The sequence below is a fragment of the Clostridium sp. genome, from assembly GCF_036643715.1.
Taxonomy (GTDB): domain Bacteria; phylum Bacillota; class Clostridia; order Clostridiales; family Clostridiaceae; genus Clostridium.
The window spans coordinates 17,547-30,456 of the sequence record NZ_JAVXRL010000032.1; the positions used below are offsets into that span (position 1 = coordinate 17,547).

Here is a 12,910-nt window from a genome sequence, read left to right on the forward strand (position 1 = left end):
ATGGATAATAAAACTTTATTATTTCAAATAGAAGAAAAATTAAAATTAATATATGAAAAAGATTATAATGAAAGCTACTTAGACTTAATGAAGAAGCTTATTTCAAAGTGGGAAGATAAAGATTTTAAAATAACTGATAAAGTGAGCGAAAAAAATGTGTACTTAATAACATATGGAGATAGCTTTTATAATGAAGGTGAGAAAACATTAAGTACACTAAATTACTTCCTAAAAGAAAATGTCGAGGATGCAATAACGGATGTGCACCTTCTACCAATGTTTGAATATACATCAGATGATGGGTTCTCTGTAGTTGATTATATGAAAATAGATGAGAACCTTGGAGATTGGAATAACATTAAAGAACTATCAAAAGATTATAGATTAATGTTTGATTTTGTTGCAAATCATATGTCAAAAAGTAGTGAGTGGTTTAAAGGATATATTAATGATGAAGAAGAGTATAAAAACTTCTTTATAAAAGAGTATAAAAACTTTGATTATAATAATGTTGTAAGACCGAGAACATCACCTTTATTTCATTCATATGAAGGTAATAGTGGTGTAAAGACTGCATGGACAACATTTTCAGAAGATCAAGTGGATTTAAATTTTAAAGATATTAATGTACTTGAGAAAATGACTGATGTACTTATTAATTATGCGTATAATGGAGCAACTAGCATAAGACTTGATGCAATTGGATTCCTATGGAAAGAGTCAGGAACAACTTGTATACACTTACAGGAAACACATGAAGTTATTAAGCTTTGGAGAATATTATTAGATTACTTTAAAAATAATACTCAAATTATAACTGAAACTAATGTACCTCATAAAGAAAATATAAGTTATTTTGGATCAGGGATAGATGAAGCGCATATGGTATACCAATTTACATTGCCACCACTTGTTTTATATACATTAACAACTAAAAATTCAAGTAAATTAACTGAGTGGGCAAAGACAATTGATAAAGTATCAAAAGATGCCACATATTTTAATTTTTTATCAAGTCATGATGGAATCGGAATGAGACCTGTTGAAGGTATTTTAAATGATGAAGAAAAAGAAATTCTTATAAATAAAACTTTAGAAAATGGTGGAAAAATATCATATAAGTCCAATAGTGATGGAAGTAAATCTGCATATGAACTTAATATTAATTACAACGACGCTTTAATTAATAAAGATGAAGACATTGATGAAGAGACTCAAGTTAATAAAATACTTGGAGCTCATTCAATACTGTTATCTTTAATTGGAGTACCAGCTATTTATTATCATTCATTGCTTGGATCTAGAAACTATTATAAAGGTGTAGAAGAGTCTGGTATTAATAGAAGAATAAATAGAGAAAAGTTAAATGTTAAGGATATAATTGAAGAACTTAAAAGTGATAATAGAAGAAATTCAATATTTGAAGGAATGAAAAAACTTATTAAAGTCAGAAAAGAAGAAAGTGCATTCTCTCCATATGCAACTCAAAAAGTTTTAGAGCTTGGTGAAGACTTATTTGGAATTGAAAGATTTAATGAAGAAACAAAAGATAAGATTACATTTATTATTAATATAACAAATAAAGAAGTTGATATTCCGAGTAATTTAATTGGTTTAGATATTTTAACAGAAAGAAAAGTTGAAGATATAAATACATTAAAACCATATAATTTTATTTGGATAAAATAATTATAAAAGTGGATTCATAGAATCCACTTTTGTTGCATAAAAATATATTAAACAAAAAGATGAATAGCATTTTAAATAAAATTGAATTAATATTAGAAATATGTAAAATTTGTATTGACATCGTTTGCAAAAGTTACTATAATAAACTCATAAGCTTAGTAAAGCGGTTTATAAACTTAAAATTTAAGGAGGATATTATGATTTATAGATATGCAAATCATCCAGAGGATTCAAAAAAATATAATACAGAGGAACTTAGAAAGCATTACTTAGTAGAAGAGATATTTGTTAATGACAGTATAGAATTAACTTATAGTCATGTAGATAGAATAATATTTGGAGGAATCAAACCGGTTTACAACGAGCTAGTACTTGAAGCAGGAAAAGAAATGGGTGTTGATTACTTCTTAGAAAGAAGAGAACTTGGATTAATCAATATCGGCGGAACAGCAATAGTAACAATTGATGGTGTTGAATACACTTTAAACAATAGAGATGGACTTTATGTAGGAAAAGGAAACAAAGAAGTTAAATTTAAATCTGTTAATCCAGAAGATCCTGCAAAACTTTATATAAATTCAGTACCAGCTCACAAAGAATACAAAACAGTTAAGATAGAAATAGAAAAAGCAAATCCAGTTAAACTTGGAGATGACAAAAATCTTAACAAGAGAACAATATATCAATATGTTCATCCAAATGTATGTGAGAGCTGTCAATTACTAATGGGAATGACAATTCTTGAAGAAGGAAGTGCTTGGAACACAATGCCATGTCATACTCATGAAAGAAGAATGGAAGTTTACTTCTACTTCAACATGAATGAAGATACAAGAGTATTCCACTTCATGGGAGAGCCAACAGAAACAAGACATTTAGTTGTACAAAATGAACAAGCTATCATATCACCAAGCTGGTCAATTCACTCAGGTGTTGGTACAAGTGATTATACATTTATATGGGGAATGTGTGGAGAAAATCAAACATTTACTGATATGGATGGAATAGAAATGGACGTACTTAGATAGTAACGGTTATTTGGGAGAAAAATTATGATTAAAAAAATAAATGTTGAAGAAATAAAAAAAAGAGAAGAGTTTTTAAATAGTAAGCTTTTAACTAAACAAGAAGTAGGACAAGCAATAGAAAAGGTTATTAAACAAATAGATTTAAATATGGGATACTTTAAAGATAAGTTCCCATATTCAGCTACAAAGGATAGTAAATATCCAATAATTGAAAATATAGAATGGACAGATGGGTTCTGGACAGGATTATTATGGCTTGCTTATGAATATACAGGTGATAATAAATATAGAGAACTTGCAGATAAGAATGTTTTGTCATTTAAAAACAGGGTAGATAAGGATATAGAAATAGATCACCATGATTTAGGTTTCTTATACTCACTATCATGTGTTAGCGCACATAAGCTAACAGGTTCTGAAATTGCAAGAGAAGCTTCAATTAAAGCAGCAAACAAACTTATTAGTAGATACCAAGAGAAAGGTAAGTTTATTCAAGCTTGGGGAGAACTTGGAAGAGAAGATCATTATAGATTCATAATAGATTGTCTTTTAAATATCCCTCTATTATATTGGGCTACAGACGAGACAAAAGACAATACATATAGAGAAATCGCAGAAAATCATTTTGAAACATCATGTAACTATGTTATAAGAGATGATGCATCAGCGTACCATACTTTCTATATGAATCCTGAAAACGGTAACCCTGTTAAAGGTGCTACAAGACAAGGATATAATGATGATTCATCATGGGCAAGAGGACAAGCTTGGGGAATATATGGGATACCTCTAAATTATAGAAGTACAAGAAATGAAAGTGCATTTAATCTTTATAAAGGAATGACAAACTATTTCTTAAATAGATTACCTAAGGATAACGTATGTTATTGGGATTTAATATTTAATGATGGGGATGATCATTCAAGAGATTCATCAGCAGCTGCAATAGCAGTATGTGGAATGCATGAAATGAATAAATATATTCCAGAAGTAGATGAGGATAAAGAAGTTTACAAGTATGCAATGCATACAATTTTAAGATCATTAATTGAGAATTATACAAATAACAATATTGAAGAAGGTGAACCGGTTTTATTACATGGAGTTTACTCATGGCACTCAGGAAAAGGTGTAGATGAAGGTAATATATGGGGTGATTATTATTTCTTAGAAGCTTTAATTAGATTCTATAAAGACTGGGAATTATATTGGTAAAAAGAAGGAGAGATATTTATGAATACACCAAATATTGAAATGATGAGAGTCGATGAAAGATTAATACATGGACAAGGTCAAATGTGGTTAAATGCGTTAGGTGTTAATACAGTAATTATTGCAAATGATGAAGCAAGTGTAGATAAGATTCAACAAACTTTAATGAAAACTGTTGTATCAAAATCAGTTGCAATGAGATTTTTCTCAATTGAACATACATGCGAAATTATTTTTAAAGCATCACCTAAGCAAAAGATTTTTATAGTTTGTAAAACACCAGAAGATGCATTAAAGCTAATTGAAGGCGGAGTTCCAGTTAAAGAAATAAACTTAGGTAACATACACAATGCTGAAGGCAAAGAGCAAGTTACCCGTTCAATATACTTAAGCAAAGATGATAAGGCGGCACTTAAAAAATTATCAGAAAATCATGGTATAAAGTTCAATACAAAAACAACACCATCAGGTAATGATGGCGCAGTTCAAGTTGATATTACTAAATATTTAGGGTAGTTTAAAATGTAAAAATCCTCCTAAAATAATCTTTTAGGAGGTAATATATAAATTATTTATGGGAGGTATCATAATGGAAATATCAATTTTTCAATGTACGCTGATAGGTCTATGGACAGCATTTTGTCTATCAGGGATGCTATTAGGTATTTATACAAATCGTTGTATCATTTTATCATTTGGAGTAGGTGTGATTTTAGGTGATATACCAACAGGACTAGCTATGGGAGCTGTTGGAGAACTTGCATTTATGGGATTCGGTGTTGGAGCAGGTGGAACAGTTCCTCCAAACCCAATGGGACCTGGAATAGTAGGAACAATTATGGCTATAACAATGAAGGGATCAGGTATGGATACAGCAACAGCACTTGCTTTATCATTCCCATTCGCTGTTGCATTCCAATTCTTAATTACAGCAACTTATACATTTGCAACTGGATTAACTAGTTATGCTAAAAAAGGTCTTGAAAAGAAGAACTTTAGTCAATTTAGAATAGCAGCTAATGCAACAATTGTAGTATTTGCAGTAGTAGGATTTGCTATAGGATTCGCAGGAGCTTATAGTGCTGAAGGATTACAAAGAGTTATAGAACTTATACCAGCTTGGCTTATAACTGGATTATCAGTAGCAGGTAAAATGTTACCAGCAGTAGGATTTGCAATGATCTTAACAGTTATGGCAAAGACAGAATTAATACCATTTGTATTACTTGGATATATCGCAGTAGCTTACTTAAACTTACCAGTAATGGGAGTTGCATTCGTTGGAACAATGTTTGCTTTAATGGAATTCTTTAGAGTTAAACATAACGGTGGATCAAACGGGGGAAATGAAGACGAGGAGGTAGTATTTGAAGATGGCATCTAATAGAGTATTAAAAAAGAGTGATTATGTAAAAGTATCTTTAAGATCATATTTTTTACAAAATGGATTTAACTACGGAAATTACCAAGGTCTTGGATATGCAAATGTTATGTATCCGGCTTTAAAGAAAATATATAAGAATAATGAGGATGGATTAAAGAATACACTTGATGAAAATATCGAGTTCTTCAACTCAAACCCTCACTTCTTACCATTTATAACAAGTTTACATTTAGTAATGCTTGAAGCAGATACACCTGCAGATGAAATTAGAGGTATTAAGATGGCTCTTATGGGACCATTATCAGGTATTGGTGATTCATTATCACAATTCTGTTTAGCACCACTTTTCTCAACAATTGCAGCTTCATTAGCTCAAGATGGATTAATAGCAGGACCGATATTATTCTTCTTAGCAATGAACGGTATATTATTAACTATTAAGTTGTTAACCGGTTTATGGGGATATAAATTAGGTACAAGTGTTATTGAAACATTAAGTGAAAAAATGGGTGAAGTTTCAAGAATAGCAAGTATGATAGGGGTTACAGTAATCTCAGGACTTGCAGTATCATTTGTTAAATTAACAGTGCCAATAAAGTATACAGCAGCCATGCCAGAAGGTGGAGAGAAAGTTGTTGCTATACAAGAGATGATTGATAAAATAGCGCCAGCATTATTACCAGCGTTATTTACAATATTAGTTTTCTACTTAATAAAGAAACGTAAATGGACAACATATCATGTTGTTGGATTAACAATAGTAATCGGTGTTTTAGGATCAGTACTTGGAATATTAGGATAATTAGATTAGAGAGGTAGAAGAAGATGAAGATTTTAATTGTAGGACATGGAGAATACCCAACAGGAACAAAATCAGCTATTAAATTATTAACAGGAGTAGATGAAGGAATAGATGCAATAAACTTACATGAAGATTTAACTCATGATAAGTTCACAGAAATTGTTAATGCATATGTTAAAGAAAACGAAAAGTTAATAGTATTTGCTGATATAACAGGAGGAGCACCTTTCCAAATAACTTCAAGAGAAGTACTTTTGAACGAAGAAAGTAATGATCAATATGTTATAGGTGGAGTATCAGTTGGATGCATACTTGATATAGTAATGAAAACAATAGTTATTAGTACGGATGAAGATATTAGAGATACAATAGAATCTTCATTAGAAGGCCTTAAGGATATGTCAACAGTTATATCAAGAAGAGACATAGCGTAGTTTATTATGGATAGATTAACATTAGTCTTAATAATATTACTTGTAGCATATCCAGTAATTGTAATGTTAATTATGCCTTTTATAAATAAGAGGAAGTTAGCAAAACAGGAAGAGGAGAGAGATAGCTCTCTCTCTTCTTTAAAAATAAATGATAAAGTTATTACTATATCAGGAATTTATGGAAGAATAAAAGGAATGAATATGAACATAGTTAAGCTTGAAATAGCCAAAGGAATAATAATAGAGATAGATAAGGCTAGTATAATAGGAGCTTTAAAAGAATAACGGAGGTTTGTTATGAATAATTTAAAAGATTTCTCATTAGATTTTTTCAATTTAGAAGGAAAGGTAGCAATAGTTACTGGAGGAAATACAGGACTTGGTATGGCTTATGCTGAAGCATTAGCAAAATCAGGAGCAGATTTATTAGTTACTACATTTGATGATAATATACAAGAAGTTAAAGAATTAGTTGAAGGTATTGGAAGAAAAATAATTTTTGTTAAAGGTGATCTTACTAAGAAGGATGTTATAGAATCAGTTGTTGATACTTGCTTAAAAGAGTATGGAAAGATTGATATATTAGTTAATAATGCAGGAACAATAAGAAGAGCACCACTTCTTGAGTATAAGGACGAAGATTTTGAAGCTGTAATGAATATAAACTTAAATGCTGTTTACTATCTTTCAAGAAGAGTAGCGAAAGTTATGGTAGATCAAGGGCATGGAAAAATAATAAATATAGCATCAATGTTATCATTCCAAGGTGGAAAATTTGTACCTCCTTATACAGCTTCAAAACATGGAGTAGTTGGAATTACTCGTGCTTTTGCTAATGAATTAGCAACACACAACGTACAAATAAACGCTATTGCACCAGGATACATTAAAACAGCAAACACTGCACCAATTAGAGCAGATGAAAAGAGAAATGCTGAAATACTTGGAAGAATTCCAGCTGAAAGATGGGGAGAAGTTTCAGATCTTATGGGAACAGTTGTATTCTTATCAAGTAAAGCTTCAGACTATATAAATGGACATGTCATCGCTGTAGATGGTGGATGGTTAGTAAGATAGTATGATTAAGAAAATTAATAAACTAGTTACTATAGAAAAGGAAGCTTTTGTATTAGTTCTAAGAACTGATACAGCAAAAGAAGGAGTGGAAGTAGCTAGTGCAGCTATTGACGGTGGATGTAAAGTTATTGAAGTTACATTTACAATTCCAGATGCTGACGAAGTTATAAAGGAACTAGTTTTAAATAAAGCTGATGATGTAATAATTGGAGCAGGTACAGTTCTTGATGCAGAAACAGCAAGGCTTGCAATATTAAAAGGAGCTGAATTTATTGTAAGTCCATGTTTTAGTAAAGAAACAGCAGTTATGTGCAATAGATATGGAATACCATATATACCTGGATGTTTCACAATAAGAGAAATTGTAGAAGCTAGAGAAAGTGGAGCAGATGTTATAAAACTGTTCCCAGGATCAATTTGTAGTCCTTCAATTGTGAAAGATATTAAAGCACCAATTAAAGATATAGGTGTTATGGTATCAGGAGGAGTTTCTTATGACAATATTAGCGAATGGTTTAAATGTGGAGCTGAGATTGTAAGTATAGGAAGTGCTATAACAAAGTTAAAAGATCCAATCAAAGTTAAGACAGAAACAGAAAAATATATAAAGCTTATTAAAGATATAAAGAGGTAGGAAATATGGGGAAGGTTTTAGTTTTAGGAGAATTATTAATGAGATTAACTCCCCCAAGTAATTTAAGATTAGATCAAGCAAGAACACTTGAAATGTGCTTTGGTGGTGCAGAAGCAAATGTTGCAATCGGTCTTAAAAACTTAGGGATTAATACGAGTATAATATCAGCAGTACCCGATAATGCAATAGGAAATTCAGTAAAAGCCTTTCTAATGTCATATGGGGTTGACTGTAGTAATATAGTTAAAAAAGGAAATAGACTTGGGCTATATTATTATGAAGAGGGTTATGGTGCACGCAGTGCGAATGTTATTTATGATAGACAGAACTCTTCAATAACAGAACTTGTTATAGAAGATTTTGACCTTGATACTATATTTAAAGATGTTGATCTTCTACATGTATCTGGAATAACTTTTGGACTTGGAGACAATGTAAAAGAGTTCAGTACTAAAATTGTAGATGAAGCTAAAAAAAGAGGTATAAAAATAAGTGTAGATTTAAATTATAGAGCTAAGTTATTTAAAGATTATGCTGAGTTTTTAGAAACATTAAAGCCTATAGTTAAAGATAGTTACATCTGTTTTGGGTGGCTTACTAAAAATCCAGAAGAATTTAAATTTTTAGATCCAGAGAAGGATAAAGTTACAGATGTAGTTTTAAAAGAGAAATTTAAATATATGGTTGAAGAACTTGGAGTGAAATATATATCAACAACTTTAAGAAGAGCAAATACATCAAATATACATTCACTTACAGGTATACTATATGCAGATGGAGAGATACATAGATCTCCAAGATATGAATTCCAAATGTTATCAAGAATTGGTGGCGGGGATGCTTTTGCAACTGGAGTTATTAGTAAATTATTAGATGATAATAATGACAAGAGAGATATTGCAGAGTTTGGAGTAGCTACAGCAGTTTTAAAACATGCTCAAATAGGGGATGTAAGCTTGGCTAATAAAGAAGAAATATATAGCTTAATTAATAATAAAAGCTTAGGAAGTGTAAATAGATAGTGTTTACTTTATAAGGCTGTAAGCAAGGGTTTAGACTCTGTTGCTTGCAGCTTTTGTAAAATATAATATTAAATATAAAAGGAGTTATGGAGGTTTATGTATGAAAAATTATAATATAGAACTAGAAGATCTTAAAAATAAAGTAGATGATTATTTCAGTAAATACAATAAAGATTTTGTAATAGATTATATAAAGAATAATAAAAAAGAAGAGTACTATAAAAGGTTAATAGGAGCAAATTTATTATTAAATAACTCTTTCATTTTTGATAATACTTGGGATATGGAACAATGTAATGTTCCTTATACAATAAAACCATTTAGATGGGATTACACTCCAAATAGTGATGATGAATGGATATTTATGCTTAATAGGCATGAATACTTAAATAAATTACTTATGGCTTACTATATTGAAGAAGATGAAAAATATATAGATAAATTAAAGTATTTTATTTTTGATTGGATTGAAAATAATGAAATTAATATAAATGGTGGAAATACTATTAGAACAATTGATACAGGAATTAGATGTTTATCATGGATAGAAATATTAGTACATTTAATTAATGAAAAGAAATTAGAGGATGATGAAATAATAAAAATAGTTTCAAGTATAAAAGAACAAATAGAATATTTAAAGGAAGCATACATAGGTAAGTATACTTTAAGTAACTGGGGAGTTTTACAAACTACATCAATATGTTCGGTATATTTATGGCTTGGTGAATTTTTAGAAGATAAGAGCCTTAGATCATGGGCAGAAAAAGAATTATATGATCAAATTGAAATGCAAGTGTTTGATGATGGTACACATTGGGAACAATCATTAATGTACCATATAGAAGTTTTAAGTTGTTCAATGAAATTAATAAATTACAGCAATAAATTTGGATATAAGCTAGAAGATAATTTCATTAAGAAAGTTGAGAGTATGGCAGAATACTTAGTATATGCAAAATCACCAAAATCAACTCAAGAAGCTCAAGGGGATAGTGATATTACAGATGTTAGAGATATTATATCTAAGGGTGCAGTAATTTTTAATAATGAACTTTTAAAATGGGCTTCATTTAAAGAGATGGATTTAATGAGTATATGGTCATTTGGAAAGAGTGGATATGATACTTTCAATAAATTAGTAGGTGTAGAGCCAGAAGTTATAAATAAAATATTTAAAGATTCAGGCAATATTTACTTAAGGGATTCATTTAATGAAAATAGTGATTATACTTATTTACAAAATGGTACATTAGGAAGTGGGCATGGTCATACAGACCTAGGTCATATTTCTCTTTATCATAAAGGTAAACCGTATTTAATTGATTGTGGAAGATACACTTATATAGAGGAAGATCCTTTAAGAACATATTTAAAATCATATAAAGCTCATAATGTGTGCATAATCGATGATGAACCACATGGTGTTCCTAATAAGTCATGGAGCTACTTTAGTTATGGCGACTGTATGAAAAATTATTTCGAAAGTAAAGATGGTGTAAGTTATGTAGAGATGCCTTATACTTCTGAATTAAAAGATGGAACTCCATATTTAATAAATAGGAAAGTTCTATATATAGATAAAGGCATATGGGTAATAGTTAATGATATTAAATGCAGTGGAGAGCATACAGTTAAATGCCAGTATAATTTAGATACTAACATTAAAGTATGCAATAACTTAGGTGAAATATCATTAGATAATAATGGTGATATTATAAAAATCCATAGCAAGGAACAATTCATATTAGAAAATGGGTTAACTTCAAAATGCTATAATGAAATAAATAATAATAAAAAATTGTTAAAAGAATTAAAATTCACAAATAATAATGTGAATTATGATATTATTATAGATAGTAATGTTAAAATAAAAGAATCATATATTAGACAATTTAGAGGTGAAGAAAACTTATCAGAAGATGTAGCAATTGTAAAAGAATTTATTTTATCTGAAGAGGAAAGTTATGTTATTATAATATTTAATAAGGAAACTTATAAAGGTGGAAAAATGTACTATTGCAATAATATTCCTTTCTATGGTAAAGTTGTTGTGCTTCACAAAAATGGAGAAACTTATAATAAGATAAGATTGAAAGTATAAGTATAAAATATATAAAGTAAACCGATTTAGGGGTGGAATAGATGAAGAAGTTAACGATAAAGGATATAGCAGAGATGGCAGGCACGTCAAAGACAACTGTATCATTTTATTTAAACGGAAAGTATGAAAAAATGTCTGCAGAAACAAAAGGACGAATAGGGGAAGCAATTAAAGAGACTAATTATAGTCCAAGTATTGTAGCAAGAAGTTTAACCTCTAAAAAGATGAACTTAATAGGAGTTGTAGTTGCTGATATTTCTAATCCTTTTAGTAGTACTATAGTAAAAGGAATAGATAAAGTTGCAAGAAAAGAAGACTATCAAATAATAGTTGGAAGTAGTAATTATGATTATAATTATGAGGAAAGATATATTAATAAAATGCTTGATATGGGAGTAGACGGATTTATAGTTCAATCTACTGTGAAGTTTACAAACCTTATAGATAAGATTAAAGAAAGAGGAAAGAAGTTAGTTTTATTGGATTCAGTAAATGAAGGTTTTAAAGGTGAATGGGTTAAAACAAATAATTATGATATTACAAGAGAAGCTATAACTAATCTTGTTAACAAAGGATATGATAATTTTGTATTATTAACACAAGATCCTAAATTACTTATGGTTAGGACCGAGAGAAAAAAAGGTTTCGTAGATACTTTAGAAGAACTTGGTGTTGACTATAAAGTTGAAATTATCCAAAAGAATGTAGAGGCAGATGAAATAAAAACTGTAATAGATAAAAATATTAAAGTAGGTAAGAAAAATTTATTCTTTGCTGTAAATGGTAATGTTCTTAGGAATTCATATGATTATATAAAGACTAAAAAGTTAAATATACCAAATGATGTTGGACTTATTGGGTTTGATGACTGGGAGTGGACTAGATATGCAACTCCTACAGTAACAACAATATCTCAACCAACTTATGAAGAAGGAAAAGCAGTTGCAAGGATTTTAATTGATTCAATAGAAGGTCAAAACTCAAAAGATGAATCTTTAATTCTTAAATGCAATATAAATTGGAATGAATCAACGGATTTAAAATAGAGTGATTAAAAGGAGGTAGCAGTAATGCTACCTTCTTTTAATGCAAATTAGTATCCTATATCAATACTTATTAATTGTGAGCTATTATTGCAATTAATAATAATGTAACAGGAAGCATAATTAAAATGCTACAAATAGTAATGAAACTTTTAACTTTAAAATCTTTTACAAATAAGTTTTTTAGTATCATATATATGAAGATACCAAGAATGCCACCTATAGTATTAGTAATAATATCAGTTATATCACTAGCACCTATTCCAAATATGTACTGAATAGTTTCGAGGAGCAAACTTATTACTACTATTATATAAATGTTTTTTAATGCTTTATTATTTTTCATAATTATATTTATATAGATTCCTAAAGGAATAAATAAAATTATATTACCGAAAATATCAAGCTTATTATAATATCCATTTAAAATATCATTAAAAGGTATTAAGTTTAATGTTCTTGAAAAGTATCTGTTAGTACT

At 29.4% G+C, this 12,910-nt stretch carries 14 protein-coding genes; 13 read left to right on the plus strand and 1 reads right to left on the minus strand.

The genetic code is table 11. The features are described 5' to 3' along the window. From RSF37_RS10105 to RSF37_RS10165, 13 genes are all read left to right on the plus strand, one after another. Complete coding sequence (locus tag RSF37_RS10105) at positions 1–1,689, plus strand: sugar phosphorylase (protein WP_332564289.1); 1,689 nt, start codon at positions 1–3, stop codon at positions 1,687–1,689. 197 nt (positions 1,690–1,886) lie between these two features. Next, positions 1,887–2,717 (plus strand): 5-dehydro-4-deoxy-D-glucuronate isomerase, encoded by an 831-nt coding sequence (gene kduI, locus RSF37_RS10110; protein ID WP_332564290.1) that lies wholly within the window; start codon positions 1,887–1,889, stop codon positions 2,715–2,717. Positions 2,718–2,741: 24 nt separating this feature from the next. After that, entirely contained in the window at positions 2,742–3,932 is a 1,191-nt protein-coding gene (locus tag RSF37_RS10115; protein ID WP_332564291.1) for a glycoside hydrolase family 88 protein, read from the plus strand. Positions 3,933–3,950: 18 nt separating this feature from the next. Next, on the plus strand, positions 3,951–4,445 hold the full coding sequence (locus RSF37_RS10120; RefSeq protein WP_332564292.1) for a PTS sugar transporter subunit IIB: 495 nt from the start codon (positions 3,951–3,953) through the stop codon (positions 4,443–4,445). Positions 4,446–4,518: 73 nt separating this feature from the next. Then, on the plus strand, positions 4,519–5,313 hold the full coding sequence (locus RSF37_RS10125) for a PTS mannose/fructose/sorbose/N-acetylgalactosamine transporter subunit IIC (RefSeq protein ID WP_332564293.1): 795 nt from the start codon (positions 4,519–4,521) through the stop codon (positions 5,311–5,313). Next, positions 5,303–6,115 carry a PTS system mannose/fructose/sorbose family transporter subunit IID gene (locus RSF37_RS10130; RefSeq protein WP_332564294.1) on the plus strand — a complete coding sequence of 271 codons (813 nt, stop codon included), beginning with the start codon at positions 5,303–5,305 and terminating at the stop codon, positions 6,113–6,115. The genes RSF37_RS10125 and RSF37_RS10130 overlap by 11 nt, the downstream gene beginning before the upstream one ends. 23 nt (positions 6,116–6,138) lie before the next feature. Further along, entirely contained in the window at positions 6,139–6,549 is a 411-nt protein-coding gene (locus tag RSF37_RS10135; RefSeq protein WP_332564295.1) for a PTS sugar transporter subunit IIA, read from the plus strand. 6 nt (positions 6,550–6,555) lie between these two features. Next, positions 6,556–6,834 (plus strand): preprotein translocase subunit YajC, encoded by a 279-nt coding sequence (yajC, locus tag RSF37_RS10140; protein WP_332564296.1) that lies wholly within the window; start codon positions 6,556–6,558, stop codon positions 6,832–6,834. A gap of 12 nt (positions 6,835–6,846) precedes the next feature. Beyond that, a complete protein-coding gene (kduD, locus tag RSF37_RS10145) occupies positions 6,847–7,626 on the plus strand; it encodes a 2-dehydro-3-deoxy-D-gluconate 5-dehydrogenase KduD (RefSeq protein ID WP_332564297.1) in 780 nt (259 codons plus the stop codon). Position 7,627: 1 nt separating this feature from the next. Continuing rightward, entirely contained in the window at positions 7,628–8,260 is a 633-nt protein-coding gene (locus tag RSF37_RS10150; protein WP_332564298.1) for a bifunctional 2-keto-4-hydroxyglutarate aldolase/2-keto-3-deoxy-6-phosphogluconate aldolase, read from the plus strand. A gap of 5 nt (positions 8,261–8,265) precedes the next feature. After that, on the plus strand, positions 8,266–9,282 hold the full coding sequence (locus RSF37_RS10155; protein ID WP_332564299.1) for a sugar kinase: 1,017 nt from the start codon (positions 8,266–8,268) through the stop codon (positions 9,280–9,282). A gap of 100 nt (positions 9,283–9,382) precedes the next feature. Continuing rightward, positions 9,383–11,386: a heparinase II/III family protein gene (locus RSF37_RS10160; protein WP_332564300.1), complete on the plus strand. Its 2,004-nt coding sequence runs from the start codon at positions 9,383–9,385 to the stop codon at positions 11,384–11,386. A 41-nt stretch (positions 11,387–11,427) separates the two neighbouring features. After that, positions 11,428–12,432: a LacI family DNA-binding transcriptional regulator gene (locus RSF37_RS10165; protein ID WP_332564301.1), complete on the plus strand. Its 1,005-nt coding sequence runs from the start codon at positions 11,428–11,430 to the stop codon at positions 12,430–12,432. A gap of 70 nt (positions 12,433–12,502) precedes the next feature. Here the strand turns inward: RSF37_RS10165 and RSF37_RS10170 are convergent. After that, positions 12,503–12,910: VanZ family protein (locus RSF37_RS10170; RefSeq protein WP_332564302.1), on the minus strand; the 408-nt coding region annotated here is incomplete at its 5' end.

Coding starts and splice junctions, on each gene's coding strand:
- RSF37_RS10155 (WP_332564299.1), top strand. CDS start 8,266: ATGGGGAAGGTTTTAGTTTTAGGAGAATTATTAATGAGATTAACTCCC.
- RSF37_RS10150 (WP_332564298.1), top strand. CDS start 7,628: ATGATTAAGAAAATTAATAAACTAGTTACTATAGAAAAGGAAGCTTTT.
- RSF37_RS10120 (WP_332564292.1), top strand. CDS start 3,951: ATGAATACACCAAATATTGAAATGATGAGAGTCGATGAAAGATTAATA.
- kduI (WP_332564290.1), top strand. CDS start 1,887: ATGATTTATAGATATGCAAATCATCCAGAGGATTCAAAAAAATATAAT.
- RSF37_RS10125 (WP_332564293.1), top strand. CDS start 4,519: ATGGAAATATCAATTTTTCAATGTACGCTGATAGGTCTATGGACAGCA.
- kduD (WP_332564297.1), top strand. CDS start 6,847: ATGAATAATTTAAAAGATTTCTCATTAGATTTTTTCAATTTAGAAGGA.
- RSF37_RS10130 (WP_332564294.1), top strand. CDS start 5,303: ATGGCATCTAATAGAGTATTAAAAAAGAGTGATTATGTAAAAGTATCT.
- yajC (WP_332564296.1), top strand. CDS start 6,556: ATGGATAGATTAACATTAGTCTTAATAATATTACTTGTAGCATATCCA.
- RSF37_RS10115 (WP_332564291.1), top strand. CDS start 2,742: ATGATTAAAAAAATAAATGTTGAAGAAATAAAAAAAAGAGAAGAGTTT.
- RSF37_RS10135 (WP_332564295.1), top strand. CDS start 6,139: ATGAAGATTTTAATTGTAGGACATGGAGAATACCCAACAGGAACAAAA.
- RSF37_RS10165 (WP_332564301.1), top strand. CDS start 11,428: ATGAAGAAGTTAACGATAAAGGATATAGCAGAGATGGCAGGCACGTCA.
- RSF37_RS10160 (WP_332564300.1), top strand. CDS start 9,383: ATGAAAAATTATAATATAGAACTAGAAGATCTTAAAAATAAAGTAGAT.
- RSF37_RS10105 (WP_332564289.1), top strand. CDS start 1: ATGGATAATAAAACTTTATTATTTCAAATAGAAGAAAAATTAAAATTA.